This window comes from Kribbella jiaozuonensis (assembly GCF_005233875.1).
In the GTDB taxonomy this organism is placed as follows: Bacteria; Actinomycetota; Actinomycetes; order Propionibacteriales; family Kribbellaceae; genus Kribbella; species Kribbella jiaozuonensis.
This window is the reverse complement of the sequence record NZ_SZPZ01000002.1, coordinates 418796-439945: the sequence shown is the minus strand read 5'-3', so window position 1 is coordinate 439945 and position 21150 is coordinate 418796. Positions and strand designations below refer to the sequence as shown.

The 21150-nt window shown below is 68.7% G+C and carries 20 protein-coding genes and 1 riboswitch; of the genes, 13 read left to right on the top strand and 7 right to left on the bottom strand.

Features of this window, described 5'->3' with window-relative positions; all coding sequences use genetic code 11:
- The first annotated feature begins 35 nt into the window (after window positions 1-35).
- On the top strand, window positions 36-896 hold the full coding sequence (gene sigJ / locus FDA38_RS13665) for an RNA polymerase sigma factor SigJ (RefSeq protein WP_137254410.1): 861 nt from the start codon (window positions 36-38) through the stop codon (window positions 894-896).
- On the opposite strand, the gene FDA38_RS13660 is transcribed toward sigJ, so the two are convergent.
- Window positions 870-1766, bottom strand: coding sequence for a diacylglycerol/lipid kinase family protein (locus FDA38_RS13660; protein WP_233714699.1), 897 nt, complete (start codon window positions 1764-1766; stop codon window positions 870-872). The two genes, sigJ and FDA38_RS13660, sit on opposite strands and share 27 nt — an antisense overlap.
- 37 nt (window positions 1767-1803) lie before the next feature.
- Here FDA38_RS13660 and FDA38_RS13655 point away from each other — a divergent pair, with 37 nt between their 5' ends.
- The 11 genes from FDA38_RS13655 to FDA38_RS13605 all read left to right on the top strand — a co-directional run bounded on the left by FDA38_RS13655 (window position 1804) and on the right by FDA38_RS13605 (window position 15291).
- Entirely contained in the window at window positions 1804-3177 is a 1374-nt protein-coding gene (locus tag FDA38_RS13655; RefSeq protein ID WP_233714698.1) for a serine hydrolase domain-containing protein, read from the top strand.
- 71 nt (window positions 3178-3248) lie between these two features.
- Window positions 3249-4187: an NAD-dependent epimerase/dehydratase family protein gene (locus FDA38_RS13650; protein ID WP_137254407.1), complete on the top strand. Its 939-nt coding sequence runs from the start codon at window positions 3249-3251 to the stop codon at window positions 4185-4187.
- 97 nt (window positions 4188-4284) lie between these two features.
- A riboswitch (guanidine-I (ykkC/yxkD leader) is annotated at window positions 4285-4399 on the top strand.
- 60 nt (window positions 4400-4459) lie between these two features.
- On the top strand, window positions 4460-6031 hold the full coding sequence (locus FDA38_RS13645) for an amino acid permease (protein WP_137254406.1): 1572 nt from the start codon (window positions 4460-4462) through the stop codon (window positions 6029-6031).
- Window positions 6028-6633 carry a DUF1989 domain-containing protein gene (locus tag FDA38_RS13640; RefSeq protein ID WP_137254405.1) on the top strand — a complete coding sequence of 202 codons (606 nt, stop codon included), beginning with the start codon at window positions 6028-6030 and terminating at the stop codon, window positions 6631-6633. Before FDA38_RS13645 ends, FDA38_RS13640 begins: the two co-directional genes overlap by 4 nt.
- Window positions 6630-7247: an urea amidolyase associated protein UAAP2 gene (locus tag FDA38_RS13635; protein ID WP_137254404.1), complete on the top strand. Its 618-nt coding sequence runs from the start codon at window positions 6630-6632 to the stop codon at window positions 7245-7247. Before FDA38_RS13640 ends, FDA38_RS13635 begins: the two co-directional genes overlap by 4 nt.
- Window positions 7244-9229, top strand: coding sequence for a 5-oxoprolinase/urea amidolyase family protein (locus FDA38_RS13630; protein ID WP_233714697.1), 1986 nt, complete (start codon window positions 7244-7246; stop codon window positions 9227-9229). The genes FDA38_RS13635 and FDA38_RS13630 overlap by 4 nt, the downstream gene beginning before the upstream one ends.
- Complete coding sequence (gene atzF, locus FDA38_RS13625) at window positions 9226-10797, top strand: allophanate hydrolase (protein ID WP_137254403.1); 1572 nt, start codon at window positions 9226-9228, stop codon at window positions 10795-10797. The genes FDA38_RS13630 and atzF overlap by 4 nt, the downstream gene beginning before the upstream one ends.
- A gap of 17 nt (window positions 10798-10814) precedes the next feature.
- Window positions 10815-11993: a M20 family metallopeptidase gene (locus tag FDA38_RS13620; protein ID WP_137254402.1), complete on the top strand. Its 1179-nt coding sequence runs from the start codon at window positions 10815-10817 to the stop codon at window positions 11991-11993.
- 13 nt (window positions 11994-12006) lie between these two features.
- On the top strand, window positions 12007-13164 hold the full coding sequence (locus FDA38_RS13615; RefSeq protein ID WP_137254401.1) for an amidohydrolase family protein: 1158 nt from the start codon (window positions 12007-12009) through the stop codon (window positions 13162-13164).
- 33 nt (window positions 13165-13197) lie between these two features.
- Entirely contained in the window at window positions 13198-14475 is a 1278-nt protein-coding gene (locus FDA38_RS13610) for an amidase family protein (RefSeq protein WP_137254400.1), read from the top strand.
- 9 nt (window positions 14476-14484) lie between these two features.
- A complete protein-coding gene (locus FDA38_RS13605) occupies window positions 14485-15291 on the top strand; it encodes a MerR family transcriptional regulator (protein ID WP_137254399.1) in 807 nt (268 codons plus the stop codon).
- Here the strand turns inward: FDA38_RS13605 and FDA38_RS13600 are convergent.
- Window positions 15288-15998, bottom strand: coding sequence for a TetR/AcrR family transcriptional regulator (locus tag FDA38_RS13600; protein WP_137254398.1), 711 nt, complete (start codon window positions 15996-15998; stop codon window positions 15288-15290). The two genes, FDA38_RS13605 and FDA38_RS13600, sit on opposite strands and share 4 nt — an antisense overlap.
- Before the next feature lie 86 nt (window positions 15999-16084).
- On the opposite strand from FDA38_RS13600, the gene FDA38_RS13595 reads away from it, so the two are divergent.
- Window positions 16085-17533, top strand: coding sequence for a DHA2 family efflux MFS transporter permease subunit (locus tag FDA38_RS13595; protein ID WP_137254397.1), 1449 nt, complete (start codon window positions 16085-16087; stop codon window positions 17531-17533).
- On the opposite strand, the gene FDA38_RS13590 is transcribed toward FDA38_RS13595, so the two are convergent.
- From FDA38_RS13590 to FDA38_RS13575, 5 genes are read right to left on the bottom strand one after another with little or no spacing between them, the layout of a single operon-like run.
- A complete protein-coding gene (locus FDA38_RS13590; protein WP_137254396.1) occupies window positions 17520-18491 on the bottom strand; it encodes a glycine betaine ABC transporter substrate-binding protein in 972 nt (323 codons plus the stop codon). The two genes, FDA38_RS13595 and FDA38_RS13590, sit on opposite strands and share 14 nt — an antisense overlap.
- Window positions 18488-19300 (bottom strand): ABC transporter permease, encoded by an 813-nt coding sequence (locus FDA38_RS13585; RefSeq protein WP_233714696.1) that lies wholly within the window; start codon window positions 19298-19300, stop codon window positions 18488-18490. Before FDA38_RS13585 ends, FDA38_RS13590 begins: the two co-directional genes overlap by 4 nt.
- A complete protein-coding gene (locus FDA38_RS43405; protein ID WP_267901747.1) occupies window positions 19297-19428 on the bottom strand; it encodes a hypothetical protein in 132 nt (43 codons plus the stop codon). Before FDA38_RS43405 ends, FDA38_RS13585 begins: the two co-directional genes overlap by 4 nt.
- Window positions 19428-20465: an ABC transporter ATP-binding protein gene (locus tag FDA38_RS13580; protein ID WP_325053070.1), complete on the bottom strand. Its 1038-nt coding sequence runs from the start codon at window positions 20463-20465 to the stop codon at window positions 19428-19430. Before FDA38_RS13580 ends, FDA38_RS43405 begins: the two co-directional genes overlap by 1 nt.
- Window positions 20458-21099 carry an ABC transporter permease gene (locus FDA38_RS13575; protein ID WP_137254395.1) on the bottom strand — a complete coding sequence of 214 codons (642 nt, stop codon included), beginning with the start codon at window positions 21097-21099 and terminating at the stop codon, window positions 20458-20460. Before FDA38_RS13575 ends, FDA38_RS13580 begins: the two co-directional genes overlap by 8 nt.
- Window positions 21100-21150: the final 51 nt, after the last annotated feature.

Sequence of the window (21150 nt, the reverse complement as noted above, 5' to 3'; positions counted from 1 at the left end):
ACTCAGAGACACACTCGATCGTCTGTGAAGGTGTGATGGAGGAACTCAGACCGCTGCTGCTGTCGATCGCCTACCGGATGCTGGGTACCTTCGGCGACGCCGAGGACGTCGTCCAGGAGGCGTACCTGCGCCTGCATCGCGAGCCCGAGGTCGCCTCTCCCAAAGCCTTCCTCACGACCGTGACGACCAGGCTCGCGATCGACCAGCTGCGCTCGGCACGTCGGCAACGAGAGCAGTACTTCGGCCCGTGGCTGCCGGAACCCGCCGTCGACGAGTACGTCGACCTGGCCGACCGGGCCGCGCTCTCGGACTCGCTCTCCACCGCTTTCCTCGTCGTCCTCGAGCGACTCTCCCCCGACCAGCGAGCGGTGTTCCTGCTCGGCGACGTCTTCGGCTACTCGTACGACGACCTCGCGGACATCCTCGGCAAGACCCCGGCCAACTGCCGCCAGCTCGCCGTCCGCGCCCGTCGCCGGATCGCCGACAACCGCCCCCGCTTCGACGCCTCACCGCACGAACGGGACGAGCTCGTACGCCGCTTCACCGCGGCCGCCCAGGAGGGCGAGATCGATGCCCTCGTCGAGCTGCTCGCCCCCGACGTCACGTTCACCGGCGACGGCGGCGGCAAGGCCATCGGACTCCCCCACCCGCTGCACGGCGCCCTGCCGGTCGGGCGGATGGTGGCCACCGCGTTCGGCAAGTTCCCCGAACTCGGCGCGGAACCGGTGCACGTCGGCAATCAGCCCGCGCTCCGCATCCACGACCCGTCGAACCGGACGGTCGCGATCTGGTCGTTCGTGGTCGTCGAGGGCCGGATCAGCGCGATCCACGGCGTCGTCAACCCCGAGAAGCTGACGCACGTCCAGCCGTCAGGGCACGCGGACGACGAGCGCTGACGCATCCACCTCCGCGACCAGCGTCGTACCCTCGGAGATCGTGTCGCCGTCGAGCTCGCGGCGTGCGGCACGGTCGGCGCGGACCTGGATCCGTTTGCCGGTGAAGCGTTCGACACCGCGTTCGCGCCAGGACTTGATCACCAGACCGAGCGCCAGCCGGGGCCAGTGGCTGATCCGGCGCGGTGCGAGCACGACCAGGTCGATCCGGCCGTCGTCGGGTGTTGCGTCCGGGAACAGCGGGATGTTCGCCTGAAGCGTGCCGACGTTGCCGATCACGACGGTCCGCGCGCGACGGCGTACCGGCGGCTGGTCGTCGATCGTGATCTCGACGTGGACGAACGGGTGGTTCAGATTCTTCACCGTGGAGACGACGTACGCCGCCCAGCCGACCCGCTTCTTGAGGTCGTCGGGCGCGTCCTCGATGATCGCGGCATCGAGACCGAGGCCGGCCATCACGACGAACCGGTCGTCGGGCAGCTGGTCACCCTTGATCTGCACGCTGTCGATCCGCTGGTCCGAACCGTCGAGGAGCTCGTTCAGCGCGTCGTCCATCTCCAGCGAGATGCCGAGGTTGCGGGCGAGCAGGTTCCCGGTCCCGCCCGGCAGTACAGCGGCCGGGATCGTGGTCCCGGCCAGCTCCGCGCACACCACCCGGACCGTGCCGTCGCCACCCGCGACCAGCACCAGATCGACCTTCTCCTCGATCGCCTGCCGGGCCATCCCGACCCCGGCGTCGTCCTCGGTAGTCTCCAGCCACAGCGGGGCGCCGTACCCCCGTTCGGTCAGTGCGGTCTCGACGGTACGACGGAACGGGTCGACGTCGACCTTGACGGGATTCACGATGACGGCTGCCCGCCTGTCAGGACTCACCTTATTTTTGTCCGTTCGTAGAGATAGCGTGCTCGGCGTGAGCAGACTTCCACGGAGTACGCCAGAAGCCCAGGGGTTGTCCGCCGCGGCGCTCGACAGTTTTGTCGGAGCGCTCGACGCCGGGGAGCCGGAGATCCAGACCATCATGCTGCTGCGGCACGGCCAGGTCGTGCTCGAGGAAGCCTGGGCGCCGTACCGGCTGGAGGATCCGCATCTGCTGTTCTCGGTGTCGAAGAGCTTCACCTCGACAGGTGTCGGGCTGGCGATCGACGCGGGCCTGCTGTCGCTGGACGACCAGGTGATCTCGTTCTTCGAGGCGGACGAGCTGCCGGAGACGGTCAGCGACAACCTGGCCGCGATGAAGATCCGGCATCTGCTGACGATGACGACCGGACACTCGCAGGACACCGTCGAGGCGCTCAGCCGCGACCGCCGGATGGTGAAGATCTTCCTCGGCCTCGAGGTGGCGCACGAGCCCGGCACGGTGTTCGTCTACAACAGCGGCGCGACGTACATGCTGTCCGCGATCGTGCAGCGACTGACCGGCGAGCGACTGCTCGACTACCTGCGGCCGCGGCTGTTCGAGCCGCTCGGTGCGACCGAGGCGACCTGGCAGGTGTCCAGGGAGGGCATCACGACCGGCGGCTGGGGACTCAGCATCAACACCGAGTCGCTGGCCAGCTTCGGGCAGCTCCTGCTGCAGCACGGCGAGTGGGACGGCAAACAACTCGTCCCCGCCGAGTGGTACGAAGCGGCCACGTCGAAGCAGGTCCCCAACGACAGCGAGGAGAATCCGGACTGGAAGCAGGGCTACGGCTTCCAGTTCTGGCGCGGGCGGCACAACACCTTCCGCGGCGACGGCGCCTTCGGACAGTACTGCCTGGTGTTCCCGGACTACGACACCGCGCTGATCATCACCAGCGCGACGACGAACATGCAGGCGATCCTGAACACCGTCTGGGAGTATCTGCTGCCGGCGCTGGAGGGCAAAGAGGTCCCAGAGGTCTCGCGTCCGGCCCGGTTGGAGTTGCTGCCGCCGGTTGGCTCGGCTCCGGTCGGCGGAGACGGGCGGACCTATCGGTTCACCGAGCGGAACGATGCCGGGCTGACCGGCGTACGGCTCGAGGCGGACGGGACCGGGGTGTTCAGCTTCGAGGAGTTCGACGGGAGTGGATCCCATGAGGTCGTCTGCGGGCCGGGCGACTGGCAGGAGCAGACCACACCGGGCGCTGGCCGGATCCTCACCAGCGCGTACGGCGACGGCGACGCGTTCGTGGCCACGCTGCGGTGGGTCGAGACGCCGTTCGTTGCCAAGTTCACCTGTCGGGTCGCCGGTGACTCGATGACCGTCGACGGCGAACTGAACGTGTCGTTCGGGCCGACCGAGTTCACGCTGACGTCCGAGGTGTGATCCGGGTCATGTCACAAAGCTGAGGCCGCCGCGTGTCCTCCGGGTCGTGACAGCAGACGACGGAGGATGACATGAAGGTCTTGGTAGCAGGCGCGACCGGTGGATTGGGCCGGTCGCTGGTACCGCAGCTGATCGCGGCCGGGCACCAGGTGACCGGGATGACCCGGTCGGAGTCCGGCGCGAGCAGCGTGCGGTCGTTCGGGGCGGACGCCGTACTCGCGGACGGGCTCGACGCCGACGCCGTCCGTGCGGCGGTGGAGAAGGTCCGCCCGGAGGTCGTCGTACACCAGATGACCGCGCTCAAGGGCGGGATCGACTTCAAGCACTTCGACGACAGCTTCGCGATGACGAACCGGCTGCGGACCGAAGGCACCGACAACCTGCTCGCCGCATCCCAGGCTGCCGGCGTACGACGGTTCGTCGTCCAGTCGTACGCCGGCTGGAACTTGCAGCACGGCGGATCCGCCGCCAAGACCGAGGCGGACCCGCTCGACCCGAACCCGGTGCCCGCGCAGCAGCAGACGATGGCCGGGATCAAGCACCTCGAGTCGGCGGTCCTGAACGCCGACGGGATCGAAGGCGTCGCGCTCCGGTACGCGAGCTTCTACGGGCCGACCGGGGACATCGGCAAGGGCGGCTCGATGGTGGAGATGATCCAGAAGCGCCGGCTGCCGCTGATCGGCGACGGTACCGGCGTCTGGTCGTTCGTCCATTACGACGATGCGGCCTCGGCGACGGTGAAGGCGGTCGAGAGCGACGTGACCGGGGTGTTCCACATCGCCGACGACGACCCGGCGCAGGCGGTGGTCTGGCTGCCCGAGTTCGCTCGCATTCTCGGGGCGAAGGCACCGCGGCACATCCCGGCCTGGCTGGGTCGGCTCGCGGTCGGGGACGTCGGGGTCGCCGCGTTCACCGAGATCCGCGGGGCGGACAACACGCTGGCGAAGCAGACCTTCGGTTGGCAGCCCGGGTACGCGTCCTGGCGCGAAGGTTTCCGCGCAGGTCTGTAAGCCAGAAACGGTGAGAGGTTTTCTTTACATCGGCGTTACAAGTGAGGACGACTGCTGAAACCGGCGGGCCCTGAACTGGAAAGGACCCGCCGGGACGGCGGGGCGCCCCTAGGGTTCCGCTGCTGGTCGAGCTGACAGCAGGACTGGTCCGAGAGGGGAGGCGGCGCTCGCAGCAGGGCGCCGTTCCACGGCGGGACAAAAGCCCGGGAGGCCTTGAAAGGCCCCGGGCTGCTGTGCGTGCATTCCGGGCCTGATCCCCAGCGGAGGCCGGAATGTCAGCACCCTCAGAAACACTGAGCACGGATCAATCAGTCGCGCGAGACCTCAGCCATTTCGGCTACGCGCAGCAGCTCTCCCGCCGCGTCGGCAGCTACGCGTCGTTCGCGGCCGGCTTCTCGTTCGTCTCGATCCTCACCACCGTCTTCCAGCTGTTCGGGCTGGGCTTCGGCTTCGGCGGCACGGCGTTCTTCTGGACCTGGCCCGCTGTCCTGGCCGGCCAGCTGATGGTCGCGTTGTGCTTCGCGGAGCTCGCCGCGCGGTATCCGTTGTCCGGGGCGATCTACCAGTGGGCCCGTCGTCTCGGCGGTGCTGTGGTCGGCTGGTTCGCGGGGTGGACGATGGTGATCGCGCAGATCATCACTCTGGCGACCGCGGCGATCGCGTTGCAGGTCGTGCTGCCTGCGGTGTGGCCCGGATTCCAGTTGGTTGGCAGCGATCCTGCTCTGGCGTCGAAGGACGGCGCGGCGAACGCCGTACTCCTCGGCTGCATCCTGCTGGTCGCGACCACTCTGCTCAACGCGACCAGTGTGCGGATCACCGCGGTCGTCAACTCGGTCGGCGTGACGTGTGAGCTGATCGGTGTGGTTCTGATCGTCGTCCTGCTGACCAGCCACGCCGAGCGCGGTCCGTCGGTCGTGCTGCACACGACGAACCTGGACAGCACAACCGGGTACGTCGGACCGCTGCTCATCTCGGCACTGATGGCGGCGTACGTGCTGGTCGGGTTCGACAGCGCGGGCGAGCTGTCGGAGGAGACGCACAAGCCGCGGGCGACGACACCGCGGACGATCATCCGCGCGGTCGTTGCCTCCGGCATCGGTGGTGCGTTCCTGATCGTCGCGGCGCTGATGGCGGCGCCGTCGCTGACGGACGGGAACCTGGCCACGCAGGGGTTGCCGTATGTGCTGACGAGCCGGCTGGGTACGACGCCGGGCAAGCTGCTGCTGCTCGACGTCGCGCTTGCGGTCTGCGTGTGCACGCTCGCGATCCAGACGGCTGCGGCGCGGATGATCTTCTCGATGGCGCGGGACAACGTGCTGCCGGGTTCGCGGCAGCTGCGGAAGGTGTCCGAGCGGACCGGCACGCCGGTGGCGGCGACCGTCGTACCTGGGGTGCTGGCTGCCGTCTGCCTGGTCGTGAACGTGGGGAACGCAGGCCTGTTCCTGGGCCTTGCGAGCGTCTGCATCATGCTGCTGTACGTCGCGTATCTGATGGTCACGACGCCTTTGCTGGTGCGACGCCTGACCGGTGGCGGGCTGCCGGCCGGGGTGGACGAGAACGGGCGGCCGCTGTTCTCGCTCGGGCGCTTCGGGGTGGTCGTCAATGTGGTCGCGGTCGCCTATGGCCTCGCGATGGCAATCAACCTGGGCTGGCCTCGAGCGGAGGTGTACGACCCGGCCGGCGAAGGTTGGTACCTCCACTATCTGCCCCTGATCACGCTCGCCATCGTCGCCGGCGGCGGACTCCTGGCCTATCGCGCCCAACGCACCGCGTACTACGCGTCCATCGGCGTCCCGGTGCCAGCCGCCGCACCGGCCGTCGAGGCGGAGGGGGCAAGCGCATGAACCGCGAGATTCCCGGTGGTGCTGCTTGGTCCGCACCTGTGCGGGCAGGACGGACCATCACCCTGACCGCGCTCGCCGACGGTGCGAACGCGACCGTGCTGATCGTCGGCTCCGACCGCCTCGATCGCCTCAACATCCCGGACACGTTGAAGTCGCAGATGTCCGCGCGTATCAAGCCCGGCATGGTGCTGATGTCCGACCGGGGTCTCGCGTTGGCGACCGTCATCTCCTCGACGCTCGACTGGCACGACTGTCTCACCGGCGCCCTCCCCGACCGTCTCCTCCTGCTCGAGCTGACCAAGCACGGTCTCGGCGAAGCGGATCTGCACGGCTGCATCAACTTCTTCAGCAAGGTCGCCGTCGCGAGCGACCCACGCGCCTCGCTCGCCTTCATCCCCGATCACGCGCACGCAGGTGACACCGTCACGCTCCGAGCCGACCAGGACCTCCTGATCTTCATCTCGACCGCACCCCACGCGCTCTCGGACGGGCCAGCCGGCAGCATCTCCGTACAGCTCGAAACGCCTGCCCACGTGGAGGATCCCGACCTCCGCGAGGAAGCGGTCCGCGCGCTGCGCCTGACCCGGGAGCTGATCGCATGACCATCACCGACACGACGACCGCCCTCGACACCGTGGTCGAAGCCGGCGACGGCGCACTCGTGACCGTACCGGCCGGTGGCCGACTCCAGATCGTCGACCTGCACGGCAACCAAGCCGTCGACACGCTGTTCTACGACGCCCAAGACATCGACAACCGCTACTCCGCGTTCGACACGATCCGCGAACAGCGGGCCGTCTTCCTGACCACCGGATCACGCCTGCTCTCGACCCGACTCGACGAGCTCGCCGTGATCACCGACGACAGCTGCGGCCGGCACGACACCGTCGGCGGTGCGTGCTCGCAGGAGAGCAACGTCATCCGGTACGGCGAGTCCACCCGTCACCAGCACGCCTGCCGCCAAACCTTCCTTCGGTACGGCGCGGAGGCCGGTATCGGCCAGCGTCAACTCGCCCACAACATCAACTTCTTCATGAACGTACCGGTGACGTCGAGCGGCGGCCTGACGTTCGAGGACGGCCTGTCAGCCCCGGGCAAGTACGTCGAGATCACCGCGAGCCGCGACCTGCTCGTGCTGATCAGCAACTGCCCGCAGATCAACAATCCCTGCAACGGCTGGAATCCGACGCCGATCCAGCTACTGGGCCGGTGGTGACGTTGGCGCACATCACAGTTGTTGCCCCAGGCACCCAAACCACGGTGCAGGATCTCGCCGGCCGGCCGGGCCTGTGGGATGTCGGCGTACCGCCGTCCGGGGCTGCCGACGAACTCACGTTCGCACTGCTCAACGCCGCGGTCGGCAACCCGGACACCGCGGCCGGGCTGGAGTGCGTGCTCACTGGACCGGTTCTCACCTGCAACGAGGATCGGCTGGTCTGCGTCGGCGGCGCGGTCCGCAACGCCACAGTCGACAATCTGCGGATCAAACCCGGGATGGTCATCCGGTGGCCGGCTGGATCCGTGCTGGACGTCGGTCCGCTCGACGGTCCCGGGATGCGCGGGTACGTCGCGATCCGGGGCGGGCTCGACGTACCGCGGGTGCTCGGCAGCCGATCGACGTTCATCCTCGGCGGGTTCGGCGGTCACGACGGCAAGCCGCTCGCGGCCGGCGACCGGCTGTCGCTGGGCCGGCAGGAGAATCTGCTGTCGCCGTTGTCGGTCGAGCTGCCGTCGATGTCGGACTCATGGCAGCTACGCGTGATTCCCGGCCCGCATGGCGCGCCCGAACATCTCACCGCCGAAGGGGTAGACGCGTTCTTCGCCACCGAGTGGATCGTCGACCATCGCTCGGACCGGACCGGCGTCCGGCTGATCGGTCCGACTCCCGGCTGGGCCCGGACCGACGGCGGCGAGGCAGGTCTGCATCCGTCGAACGTGCACGACTCGGCGTACCCGGTCGGCGGCATCATGCTGTCCGGCGACACCCCGGTCATCGTCGGCAAGGACGGGCCGTCCCTCGGCGGCTTCGTCGTACCCGCTGTCGTGATCGAGGCCGACCGCTGGATGCTCGGCCAGCTGCGTGCGGGCGATTCAGTGCAGCTGATCCCGGTGACACCGGAGGTGGCGGCCGAGGCGGCCCGCGTGCGGCGCCAATGGCTGACCGATCTCCGACAGCCGCCCGCGATCGTTGCCTCGTCACCCGCAACCCCCGACCGCCCGACGGTTCTGCATCGGACATCGGCAGACGCCGGCCCGGCCGGCTCCCGGGAGGCAGGGCAGGCGCCGTCGTACACCATCAGATATGCCGGCGAGCGGCATCTGCTGGTCGAGGCCGGACCTACCGAACTCGACCTCACCGTCCGCGTGTGGATCCACCTGCTGGCCCAGGCCTTGCGGGACAACCGGCCGACCGGCGTCGTCGAGATCGTGGAAGGTGTGCGGTCGCTGCTCGTCGCGGTCGACTCGTCCCGGCTCGCGTTGACCGACCTCGCGGAGCGGCTCGCGTTCCTGGCCACCGGTCTCGACGATCCGCAGACCGTCGTACTGCCGGCCCGGGAGGTCGTGCTGCCGATCGCGTTCGACCACCCGGAGGCGCACGAGGCGATGCGCCGGTACGCGACCTCGGTGCGGCCGGACGCGCCGTGGTGCCCGGACAACGTCGAGTTCATCCGGCGGGTCAACGATCTCGACACACGCGACGAAGTGTTCGAGATCGTGCAGGCCGCGACGTACCTGGTGGTCGGCCTCGGCGACGTCTATCTCGGTGCGCCGGTCGCGGTGCCGATCGACCCGCGGCACCGGCTCGTCACCACGAAGTACAACCCGGCGCGGACCTGGACACCGCAGAACGCTGTCGGGATCGGTGGGATCTACCTGTGTGTCTACGGGATGGAGGGTCCTGGTGGGTACCAGTTGGTCGGGCGCACCGTCCCGGTCTGGCGGCTGTCCCCCGCCGACGAGCAGCCTTGGTTGCTGAGGCAGTTCGACCTGATCAGATTCACGCCGGTGACGGCGGAGCAACTCGCCCACGAGCGGGCCGAGATCGCCGCCGGGCGGGCAGACCTGAAGACCGCGCCGGCGACGTTCTCGATCTCCGACGTACGCCGGATCGAGCAGGAGGCACCTGTGGACATAGCGACCGTGCGGGCCAGACGCCGCGCCGCGTTCGAGGCCGAGCGGGCTCGGTGGGGCGCATGAACAACGAGTGGATCACCCGGGTCGACCCGATCGAGCCGGCCGACGGGCCGTTGCGCGGGCTGACGATGGCGCTCAAGGACAACATCGACCTCGCTGGGGTGCCGACGACGGCCGGAGACCCGCGCAACAGCCGCACTGCGGAGCGCAATGCGTTCGTGGTCGATCAGCTGATCGCGGCCGGCGCCGTACCGCTGGGGAAGACGAACCTCGATCAGTACGCGACCGGGTTGGTCGGCACGCGATCGCCGTACGGTGCTTGCCATTCGGTCTTCTCGGAGCAGCATGTGTCGGGCGGGTCGAGCTCGGGCAGCGCGGTCGCTGTGGCGAGCGGTCAGGTCGACTTCGCGCTCGGTACGGATACGGCAGGCAGCGGACGTGTGCCGGCCGCGTTCAACCGACTCGTCGGCATCAAGCCGAGTCGCGGGCTCGTGTCCGCGCGCGGCGTCGTACCGGCGTGTCGATCGCTCGACTGCGTGACCGTGATGGCCCGCACGGTGGCGACGGCGCGGGCGGCGTACGACGTGATGGTTGCCTATGACCCCGATGATGCCTGGTCGCGGCGTGAGGCCGACCTGCCGAGGCCGCGAGGTGGCGGCGTGATCGGCGTACCGGATGTCGGGCTGGACCTGGATCCGCTGCACGAGGCGGCATGGCAGGAGACGCTGGCCGAGGCCCATCGGCTGGGTGAGGTCGTGAAGGTGGACGTGCGGCCGTTGCTCGAGGCGGCCGAGCTGCTGTACTCCGGGCCGTGGCTGGCCGAACGCTGGCTGGCCTTCGGGGACAAACTCGACGACGATCCGGCAGTTGATCCCACGGTGCGGACGATCGTGCGGGGCGGCGCTGCGTTGACGGCATCCGCTGCGTTCGCCGGATTCGATCGGCTCGCGACGCTCGCACGGGCGAGTGAGCACCTGTGGACGCAGCTCGATGCGCTGCTGTTGCCTGTGACGCCGGGGCATCCCACGCTGGCGGAGGTCGCCGCGGATCCGATCGGTGTGAACAGCCGACTCGGGCGGTTCACGAACATGGTCAACCTGCTGGATCTGTGCGCGGTCGCGTTCCCGGGACCGGATCGTGCTGATGGTCTGCCGTTCGGCATCCAACTGCTGGCCCCGGCCGGGCATGATCGCGCGCTCATCGATCTGGCCGCAGTCTGGTGCGGCGAGCCCGTGCCTGCCTCCAACACCGACGTTCTGCTGGCGGTCGCAGGCGCACACCTGTCCGGCCAGCCGCTGAACGACCAGCTGGTACGGCGTGGTGCGCGGCTCGCGTTCACCGGCCGGACTGCTTCGTCGTACCGGATGTTCCTGGTCGACGGGCCTCGACCTGGCCTGACCCGGACGCTGACGGGTGCGGACGGGCCGGGGATCGAAGTCGAGGTGTGGAGGATGGCGGCAGACGAGCTGGGCGGGTTCGCCGGGACCATCGATCCGCCGCTCGCGATCGGGCCGCTGGAGCTGTCCGACGGGCAACAAGTCCTCGGCTTCCTCTGCACCGCGGACGCCGCGGACCCGGCGCGCGACATCACGTCCGCCGGAGGTTGGCGCGCGTACCTGGCCGGGAGCTGAGCCTAAGGTTGGTGGGCATGAGCCTGACACCCACCGAACAGAAGGTGCTGGACCGGATCGACGAGGACCTGCTGGTGCGAGTCACGCAGGACCTGGTCCGGGCGCACGGGCAGAACCCGCCCGGCGAGGAGGCCGCGACCGCGGTCGTCCTCGCCGCGGCGGCCCGTGACCTCGGACTCGACGTCCAGACGTCTCCGGTGGAGCCGGGCCGCGACAACGTGTCGATCACGCTTGCCGGCGGCAACAATCCCGGCCTGTTGCTGCTCGGCCACACCGACGTCGTACCGGTCGGCGACGGCTGGACGGTCGACCCGTACGGCGGTCTGCTCCGCGACGGCCGCATCTTCGGCCGCGGCGCGTCCGACATGAAGGGCGGCCTCGCCGCAGCCCTGATCGCACTCGCTGCCCTCCGTGGCACCGCGTTGACCGGCCCGGTCGAACTGGCCGCAGTCGTCGACGAGGAGGAAACCGGCAAAGGCATCCGCGCCTACATCGCCAAATCGAAGCGGCAGTACGCCGGCTGCATCACCGCCGAGCCGACCGACCTGCAGACGATCATCGCCGCCCGGGGCGACTCGTACCTTCGGGTCGAGGTACACGGTCGCGCCTCGCACGCCGGCAACCCGGACGGCGGCGCGAACGCGATCTACGGCGCGGCCGCCGTCGTCGCCGAGATCGAACGCCTACACGCGGAGCTTGCTACCGCACCCCATCCCCTGCTCGGCCCCGCGACCTGGAGCGTCGGCCAGATCAACGGCGGCACCGGTGGCTCGATCGTCCCCGCCGAATGCGTGGTCGTCGCCGACCGCCGCCTCCTCCCCGGCGAGTCCCCCACCGAGGTACTCGCCGACCTCGGCCGCCGCGTAGCCGCCCTCCATCTCGAAGACCGCGGCCTGACCGTCGACCTCGCGATGCCGATGGAAATGCCCGCCTTCGAAACCGCCGCCGACACCGACCTGGTTCGCCTCACCGAGTCCGCCCGCCTCGCCGCCGGCGGCCACCCGCTCCCCCTAGCCGGCTGGACCGCAGCCTGCGACGGCGGCTACATCGCCCGCGACCTCGGCGTACCCGTCATCGTCCTAGGCCCCGGCTCAGTAACCACCCAAGCCCACCGCGCCGACGAGTCAGTCCCCGTCACAGAACTCGTGACCGCAGCCCGCACCTACACCCTCACAGCCCTCCGCCTCCTTGGTTAGACAGGATGTTCGGATGACGAGTCGCCTGCTTCTGCATTCCGGTTCTGTTCTCGACGTCGTGTCCGGGGAGGTTCGTTCGGCGGACGTCGTGGTGGAAGGTGATCGGATTGTCGACGTCGGGATCGGGTTGGATGGCGATGACGCGATCGACTGCAGCGGCGGGCTGATTGTTCCGGGGTTTGTCGATTGTCATACGCATGTGTGTATTGCGCAGACGCGGCTTGATCCGTTCGGGTTGCCGCGGTCGGTGCGGCCGTTGTCTGCTGTGCCGGTCTTGCGGACGTTGCTGCGGCTTGGGGTGACGACCGTGCGGGATGCGTGGGGTGCGGATGCCGGTGTGCGGATGGCCGTGGAGAAGGGCTGGATCGACGGGCCGGAGCTGTTGATCAGCCTGCGGCAGGTGGGTACGACGGGTGGGATCGGGGACCTGTGGGCGCCGCGGACCGGGGCGGTCGACTTCTTCGAGGATCCGTCGCTGCCGGATCCGATCTTCGACGGGGCCGATGGCGCGCGTGCCGTCGTACGGCGGATGGTGCGGGCCGGAGCGGATTGGATCAAGGTGACCGCGACCGGGTCGATGGCGATCGGGAAGGGCGTGCACGACATCGAGCTGACCGCTGACGAAATGAGCGCGCTCGTGGACGAGGCCCGACGGCGCGGTGGCCGGAAGGTGATGGTGCACGCGCACGGGGCGCGGGCGGTCGAGCTGGCGGCGCGGGCCGGGGCGGCGAGCATCGAGCACGGGACCTACCTGGATGAGGACGCAGTAGCAGCGATGGCCGAGGCAGGGACCTGGTACGTGCCGACCTTGTCCGTCACGCAGTCCGACCCCGAACACGCTCCCGAAGGTGCGGCCGAGGCGCACCGGAAGTCCATGCGGCTGGCGATCGACGCCGGGGTCCGGATCGCGATGGGCACCGACAATCCCGTACGGCCGCACACCGAAGCGCTGTGGGAGCTCAGGCACCTGGCGGCCGCGGGACTGGGCGACGCCGGTGCGTTGCGGGCGGCAACGATCGACGCCGCCCGGTTGCTCGACCTCGCCGATGACCGCGGCGAGATCGCGGTCGGCAAGCGCGCCGATCTCGTCCTGCTCGATGGGACCGACCTGGACTGCACAGAACTCGAGGACCGGATCCGACGGGTCATTCACAACGGCTCCGGGGTTTGACTCTGACACTGTGGCAGGTCGTAGACCGGGCGCATGATGACAGCTGGAGAGGTTGCTGAGCGGATCCGCACTGGTCAGGTCACGTCGCGTGAGGTGACGGAGGAGTTGCTGGCGAGGATCGCGGCAGACACCGAGGTGAACGCGGTGGTGGAGGTTCGGACCGAGTACGCGCTGAAAGCGGCCGATGTAGCCGATGCGACCCCGTCGACAGGCCCGCTGCACGGCGTGCCGATGACGGTGAAGGATGCGATCAACGTCGCGGGGCTGCATACGACCTGGGGCAACCCGGCGTTCGCGGAGTACGTCGCCGACCAGGACGCGACCGTCGTGCAGCGGCTGCAGCGCGCCGGCGCGATCACCGTCGGGAAGAGCAACGTACACACGATGCTCGCCGACTTCGGCCAGACGGTGAGCGAGATCCACGGGCGGACCAACAACCCCGCCGACCTCAGCCGAACCCCGGGCGGTTCCAGCGGCGGCAGTGCGGCCGCGCTCGCCGCGGACCTCACGTACCTCGAGTACGGCTCCGACCTCGTCGGCTCGATCCGGCTCCCCGCGGCGTACTGCGGCGTGTACGGACTCAAGCCGACCAACGGCCTCGTCCCACAACGCGGCTTCCAGCTCCCGGGTACGCCGTACCTGCCGAGCGAACTCCCCAACCTGTCGACCATCGGACCACTCGCCCGATCCGCCGCCGATCTACGGCTCGCCCTGCAAGTGACTGCCGGCCCCGAAGCGCCGTACTCGTGGCAGCTGACCCCACCACGGCACCGCCGACTGCAGGACTTCCGCGTCGGAGTCGTCACCGATCACCCGATGGCACCGGTCACTAGCGAGGTCGGTGACGCCATGGCCGCGACGATCGACCGGTTGGCTCGCAGCGGGGCGAAGATCGTCGAGGGCTGGCCGGACGGAGTGGATCCGGTGGAGCAGGCCGAGCAATTCGGCGAGCAGGTCGGCCTGTTCTTCGCGCTCCACGGCGGCGAACCGACCGAGCTGACCGTCGACGAACTGCTCGCCACCGAACGCGCGCGAATGATCGCGCGCGCCAAATGGCACTTCGAGGACATCGATGTCTTCCTCTGCCCGACCAGCTTCACGCCGGCCTTCCCGCACGGCGAGACAACCATCAACGGGCAGCCGTACGAAGCGCAGGTCTTCTGGATCGCCCACGCGTCGCTGATCGGCCACCCCGCCCTCAGCATGCCGATCGGACCTACCAAGGACGGCCTGCCCGTCGGTGCCCAGGTGATCGGGCCGTGGCACGAGGACGACACCGCGATCACGTTCGCGGAACTGCTGGCTGGTTGACTTCATCCCATGTTCGCGATCGGTGAGTTCGCACGACACGGGCGGGTGTCGATCCGGATGCTGCGGCACTACGACGCCCTCGGCCTGCTGCGGCCTGCGTACGTCGATCCGTCGACCGGCTACCGCAGTTACACCGCCGGGCAGCTCGCCGACCTGAACCGGATCGTCGCGCTGAAGGATCTCGGCTTCACGCTCGAACAGGTCGGCGCGATGAAGGAACTCGGCCCGGACGAGCTCCGCGCGATGCTCACACTGCGGCGAGCGCAACTCGAATCCACGGTGGCCGAGAGCTACGCACGACTCGCGCAGGTCGAGTCCCGGTTGCGCAGCCTGGAAGGCGACGGCCCGGCCGCAGATGTCGTGGTCAAAGAGCTGCCCGCCGTACGACTCATCGGCCTGACGGCGACCGCGGCCAGCTTCACACCGGACGACATCACGCCGGTGGTGCGCCCGCTCTGCGCGGAGCTCGGCCGCCGGCTGACCGATGCCGACGTACATCCATCCGGCCGACTCACCTGCCTGTACGAACGGAATCACGAATCCGAGGACGAGGTCGTCGTACGGGCAACGGTTCCGGCCGCGGTCGATGCCGGGGGCAACCTCCACGGACTCGAAGTGATCGACCTGCCGGCGATGCGCGCCGCGACGCTGGTGCACCGTGGACCGATCGACCAGGTCCTGCCGTCCTGGCAGGCACTCGCCCGCTGGATCGACGACAACGGTCATCGAGCCGCCGAACCCGCTCGCGAGCTCTACCTCGACACCCCGGACGATCTGGCCGACTGGGTGACCGAGCTCCAGGAGCCCTTGGATTAGGGCTTTTCCGCCAGCGCAGCGAGGCCGGCCACGATCACCGTGATGCCGAATTCGAACCGCTCGTCACCCGAGGCCCCGGACGTCAGCGGGCCTGACAGCGCGACGGTCAGCGGGAAACGATCCGCCGGCAGCGACTCGAAATACGACCGCAGACCGCTGACGAATCGCTCGACATCCTCGGGGGTCCAGTCCGTCGCGCTCTGCACCGTCTCCTCGAAGGCTACCGCCGTCACGTAGAGCGGAATCAGGTCGACCGCCCACGCGGCCGCCTGGTCCGGGATGTTGCCAGCCTTCAGCAGCGCCAGGATCCGCTCGGTGCTCATCAAGGCCCGCTCCCCCAGCGGTACGGCGCCGATCGCGGCGCGGGCCACGCCCGGATTGGCCCGCATCGCGCGCAGCATCTCGCGCATCATCGCCTTCAGCTGCTCCTGCCAGCGGTCCGGATCTATCGCGTCGTCGTACCTCATCTGCGCGGCGGCCCGCTCGACCAGCAGCTGATCCAGCTCGCGCTTGTTCGCGACATGCGCGTAGAGCGACGCCGGCCCGGTGCCGAGCGCCTGCGCGACCTTCCGCATCGAGACCGCGTCGTACCCCGACTCGACCAGCACCCGCATCGCGGCGTCGACGATCCGCTCCCGGTTGAGCGGCTCCTTCGGCGTGCGGGTGGGCTTCGCGGGGGTGATCGGCTGCCACGGGGGTTGGGTCATACGAACACTGTACTTGACGCGAACACTGTTCGGTAGTAGAACAGTGTTCGTCAACGAACACCGTTCGCATCAATGAGGGGGCCGCCATGAGCACCGCACTAGAGAACCCACCCGAAATCACCACCGCCGCGAGCGGTACGCCGTACCGCTGGCGCTGGATCGTGCTCGCGACGATCCTGATCGCCGAGATCATGGACCTGGTCGACGCGACGATCGTCAACATCGCCGCCCCCTCGATCCGCGCCGACCTCGGCGGCTCCGAGTCCGCCATGCAGTGGATGCTGGCCGGCTACACGCTGGCCTTCGCGATCGGCCTGATCACCTTCGGCCGGCTCGGCGACCTGGTCGGCCGCCGGCGGCTGTTCGTCATCGGCGCCCTCGGGTTCACCCTCGCGTCCGCGGTCTGCGGGCTCGCGACCAGCCCCGAACTGCTGATCGGCAGCCGGGTCGCGCAGGGCCTGCTCGGCGCGGTGATGATCCCGCAGGGCTTCGCGATCCTGAAGTCGATCTTCCCGTCCGACGAACTCGGCAAGGCGTTCGCGATGTTCGGCCCGGTGATGGGACTGTCGGCCGTCGCCGGCCCGATCCTGGCCGGCGTGCTGATCGATGCGAACTGGTTCGACGCCGGCTGGCGCACGATCTTCTTCATCAACGTGCCGATCGGTATCGCGGCCCTCGTCGGCGCGCTGAAGTTCATGCCCGAGGTGAAGACGCCCGGCGCCTCCCGCCTCGACACCGCCGGGGTGCTGCTGGTCAGCCTCGCCTCAGGTCTGCTGATCTACCCGCTCGTCCAGGGCCGCGAGCTCGGCTGGCCGCTGTGGACGATCCTCATGCTGGTCGGCTCCGTCGTCGCGTTCGCGCTGTTCGGCTGGCGTGAGCGTCGGTCCGGCAACCCGGTCATCGACCCGTCGCTGTTCCGCAACCGCGGGTACGTCGCCGGCCTCGGCGTGATCACCACGTTCTTCCTCGCGATGAACGGCTTCATGCTCGTGTTCAACCTGTTCACCCAGCTCGGACTGCACTACAGCCCGCTGAAGGCCGGCCTCGCGATGGTGCCGTTCTCGCTCGGTATCGCGATCGGCGCGCCGCTGTCCGGCGGCCTGCTGGCCCCGAAGCTCGGCCGCAAGGCACTGCAGCTCGGCGTCGCGGTGATGACCGTGGCGATGGCCGGCGTCTGGTTCACGCTGCACACGTACGGCGACGCGACCACGATCTGGAACCTGGTGCCGGCGACGCTCGCCACCGGGATCGGCGCCGGCCTGGTGTTCGCTCCGCTGTTCGACATCATCCTGGCCTCGATCGACGACCAGGCCGCCGGTTCGGCTTCCGGCGTACTGACCGCCATGCAGCAGTACGGCGGGGCGATCGGCGTCGCGGTGATCGGTACCGTGTTCTTCCAGCTGCTGCCGTCGCACGCGTTCCTCGGCGCCACCAAGACGTCGGTCCTGGTCGCGATCGGGCTGTTCGTCGTCAGCCTCGCGGTCACCTTCCTACTCCCGAAGCGGGCCCGCGAGGACAGCGTCAGTCACGGCTGACGAACCCTTCCTTCACCAACCAGTCCATGGCGACGTCGGCGGGCTCACGTCCGTCGACGTCGACCTGGGCGTTCAGGTCGATCAGCACCGGGTCGGTCAGCTTGTCCGACACCGGCTGCAGCAGGTCCCGCAGCTGCGGGTACTTGTCCAGCACCTTCTTGCTGATCACCGGCGCGACGTTGTACGCCGGGAAGTACTTCTTGTCGTCCTGCAACACCACGAGATCGAGCGACTTGATCCGCCCGTCGGTCGTGTAGATCTCCCCGAACCGGCAGTCCCCGTGACTCGTCGCGGCGTACACGGCGCCGGTGTCTAGGGTCCGGATGTTGTTCCGCGGTACTCCGGAACCCAGCGGAACCCCGTAATGCTTGAGCATCGGCTCGAACCCGTCGTTCCGGTTGGCGAACTCGGACTCGACGCAGAACGTGCGCTCCTTCGGCGGCAACGACGCGATCTGGGACAGCTTGGTGAGGTGCAGCCGCTCGGACTCCTTGCGGGTCACCGCGAAGCCGTAGCTGTTGTTCATCGGAGCCGGCTTCAGCCAGATCAGCCCGTACTTCTCCGCGTCCTCCTGTCGCACCGCGTCGTACTGCTTCTGCTTGTCGGGGATGCCGGTGTCGTGACCGAGGTACGAGATCCACGCCGTACCGGTGTACTCCCACGCCATCTGGATCTGACCGCCGATCATCGCCTGCCGCGACGTGTCACTGCCGGGCATGTTGGTCAGGTCCTGGACGTGCGCGCCGGCCGACTGCAGCAGGATCGCGGCGATCTTGCCAAGGATCAGCTGCTCCTGGAAGTTCTTCGACCCGATCGCGATCGTCAACCCGTCCAGGCTCTTCACCGACCGCAGCTGGCCCTGCAGCGCGCCTGTCGGTACGAAACCACCACTGGTCCCCAGTCCACATCCGCTCAGCACCAGCGCGACCGCGCAGGCCATTGCCATCAGCCGCTTCATCCGAGCCCCCTCGGTCGGGTGACCTCTTCGAGGACTCGGCCCGCCCAGTCGATCAGTAGCGCGAGGGCGGCAACGAGTAGGGCACCGCTGATCAGCACCGGATACCTGAGCAGGCGGATCCCGGTCGTGATCAGGCTGCCCAGTCCCCCGGCGTCGATGAACGTCGCGAGGGTCGCGGTGCCGACGACCAGGACCAACGCAGTACGGATGCCGGCCATGATCACCGGTACGGCGAGAGGCAGCTCGATCCGGCCGAGGACGGCGACGCTCGACATGCCCATCCCGCGACCGGCCTCGACCAGCGTCGGGTCGACACCTTGCAGGCCGACGATCGTGTTCCGCAGTACCGGCAGGATCGCGTACAGGCAGAGGGCGAGGATCGCGGTCCAGAAGCCGAATCCGAGCCAGATCGCGAGCAGCACGATCAGGCCGATCACCGGCGCGGCCTGACCGGCGTTCGCCACCGCGACGACCAGCGGGGCGGCACGGCGGGACCGCGGCCGGGTGAGCGCGATGCCGAGCGGTACGGCGATCAGCAGCACGATGATCGTGGCGACAACCGTGAGCTCGAGGTGCTGGAGCGTCAACTGGCCGACGAGTTTCCAGTCGAGCTGTCGTTGCTCGATCGAGTCGAGCTCGGCCTGCGACCGCCAGATCGCCCACACCCCGACGACAATCGCGACGAACAACGGCTGCCCGATCAGCAGCCCCCACGACGGGCGGCGCGCACGAGTAGCCGCGAGCCCTGCGGCCGCGGCCTTCGCGTCGGCCAGGTTCTCCTTCGACGGAGCGTCTTGGGTCACCGTCACTGCGCGACCTCCTCCGGCTCGGCGGACCCGTTGCCGTCCTGGATCCTGGCGAGCACCGTCTGGAAGTCGACGACGCCCAGGTACTCATCCCGGCGGCCGGTGACGACCGCGCTGCCGTGGCTCGACATCAACATCGTGTCGAGCGCGTCTTCAGCGTCGCCCGCCGGTCGATCGTGACCAGGTCGGTGTCCTCGTGCGGCGCCGGCACCCGGTCGATGTCGGACAGGTCGGTCGTCCACATCCAGTCCACCGGTCGCCGCCGTCGATCGAGTACGACGACCGATTCGTCACCGGCCTGGTTGGCGGCCCGCAGTACGTCGGACGCCGCGTCGCCGATCTCCGCGACCGTCGGCTGGCCGAGCTCGATCTCGCTGACCCGGCTCAGCGTGAGCTGCTTGAGCGCCGCGCCCGCGCCGACGAAGTCCGCGACGAACCGGTCGGCCGGGTTCGCCAGGATCGCTTCAGGTGTGTCGTACTGCGCGATGTTCGCGCCCTCGGTCAGGATCAGGATCCGGTCGCCGAGCTTCACCGCCTCGTCGAAGTCGTGCGTCACGCAGACGATCGTCTTCCGCAGCTCCTCCTGAATGCTGAGCAGCTCGTCCTGCAACCGCTGCCGGGTGATCGGGTCGACCGCGCCGAACGGCTCGTCCATCAGGATCACCGGCGGGTCGGCCGCGAGCCCGCGGGCCACCCCGACGCGTTGCTGCTGGCCGCCGGACAGCTCGCGCGGGTAGCGGTTGCGGTACCGGTCCGGGTCGAGGCCGACGAGTTCGAGCAGTTCGCCGACGCGTTCCGCCGTTCGGGCCTTGTCCCAGCCGAGCAGGCCCGGGACCAGCGCGATGTTCTGCGTGACGGTCATGTGCGGGAACAGGCTGCCGCCCTGGATCACGTACCCGATCCGGCGGCGGAGGTCGTCGTCGTCCTGCTTGCCGATGTCTTCGCCGCCGATCCGGATACTGCCGGAGGTCGGCTCGATCAGCCGGTTGATCATCTTCAGCGAGGTGGTCTTGCCGCAGCCGGACGGGCCGACGAACATCACGATCTCGCCGGCCGGGATGTGCAGGGACAGCCCCTCGACGGCGGGTTTCCGCTGGCCCGGGTACCGCTTCACGACGTCGGTCAGCTCGATGTCGACGCCGCTGATGGCAGGTTCGGTTTCAGGCACGGATACCCCTCGAGGTGGTCAGGCGGCCGACGAGCAGCAGCATGGCGTCCAGGATCAGAGCGAGCAGGACAACGCCGATCGTGCCGACCAGCGCGGAGTTCAGAGCGTTCTTGCCACCGATCTGGGTCAGGCCGGTGAAGATGAAGCTGCCCAGGCCGGGGCCGAGCACGTACGCCGCGATCGCCGCGATACCCATCGACATCTGGGCCGAGACGCGGACGCCGGCCAGGATCACCGGCCACGCGAGCGGCAGCTCGATCCGGAGCAGCGTCCGGATCGCGCCCATGCCCATCCCGCGCGCCGATTCGATCAGCGTCGCGTCGACGCCGGACAGGCCGACGACGGCGTTCCGCAGGATCGGCAGGCACGCGTAGAAGGTGACCGCGATCACGGAGGTGGCGGTGCCGATGCCGGCCAGCGGGATCATCAGGCCGAGCAGCGCGAACGACGGGATGGTCAGACCGACGGCGCTGATCGCGCCGGCCAGCGACGCGACCCGCGGATTGCGGTGCACGACGACTGCCAGGCCGACCGCGATCACGGTGGCCAGCAGTACGCATTGGATGACCAGGCTGAGGTGCTGGTAGCTCTGGTAGAGCAGTTGTGAATGACGCTCAGTTATGTAGTCCCACACGCGGTAGCCGGTACCCAACAAGCGTTGGATTCACACGGTGGGACAGGTCAT

Excerpts from the sequence above, each read along its gene's own strand:
- FDA38_RS13635 (WP_137254404.1), top strand. The coding sequence starts at position 6,630 with ATGACCATCACCGACACGACGACCGCCCTCGACACCGTGGTCGAAGCC.
- FDA38_RS13650 (WP_137254407.1), top strand. The coding sequence starts at position 3,249 with ATGAAGGTCTTGGTAGCAGGCGCGACCGGTGGATTGGGCCGGTCGCTG.
- FDA38_RS13640 (WP_137254405.1), top strand. The coding sequence starts at position 6,028 with ATGAACCGCGAGATTCCCGGTGGTGCTGCTTGGTCCGCACCTGTGCGG.
- FDA38_RS13590 (WP_137254396.1), bottom strand. The coding sequence starts at position 18,491 with ATGAAGCGGCTGATGGCAATGGCCTGCGCGGTCGCGCTGGTGCTGAGC.
- FDA38_RS13605 (WP_137254399.1), top strand. The coding sequence starts at position 14,485 with ATGTTCGCGATCGGTGAGTTCGCACGACACGGGCGGGTGTCGATCCGG.
- atzF (WP_137254403.1), top strand. The coding sequence starts at position 9,226 with ATGAACAACGAGTGGATCACCCGGGTCGACCCGATCGAGCCGGCCGAC.
- sigJ (WP_137254410.1), top strand. The coding sequence starts at position 36 with ATGGAGGAACTCAGACCGCTGCTGCTGTCGATCGCCTACCGGATGCTG.
- FDA38_RS43405 (WP_267901747.1), bottom strand. The coding sequence starts at position 19,428 with ATGTCGAGCCACGGCAGCGCGGTCGTCACCGGCCGCCGGGATGAGTAC.
- FDA38_RS13595 (WP_137254397.1), top strand. The coding sequence starts at position 16,085 with ATGAGCACCGCACTAGAGAACCCACCCGAAATCACCACCGCCGCGAGC.
- FDA38_RS13600 (WP_137254398.1), bottom strand. The coding sequence starts at position 15,998 with ATGACCCAACCCCCGTGGCAGCCGATCACCCCCGCGAAGCCCACCCGC.
- FDA38_RS13620 (WP_137254402.1), top strand. The coding sequence starts at position 10,815 with ATGAGCCTGACACCCACCGAACAGAAGGTGCTGGACCGGATCGACGAG.
- FDA38_RS13645 (WP_137254406.1), top strand. The coding sequence starts at position 4,460 with ATGTCAGCACCCTCAGAAACACTGAGCACGGATCAATCAGTCGCGCGA.
- FDA38_RS13615 (WP_137254401.1), top strand. The coding sequence starts at position 12,007 with ATGACGAGTCGCCTGCTTCTGCATTCCGGTTCTGTTCTCGACGTCGTG.
- FDA38_RS13610 (WP_137254400.1), top strand. The coding sequence starts at position 13,198 with ATGATGACAGCTGGAGAGGTTGCTGAGCGGATCCGCACTGGTCAGGTC.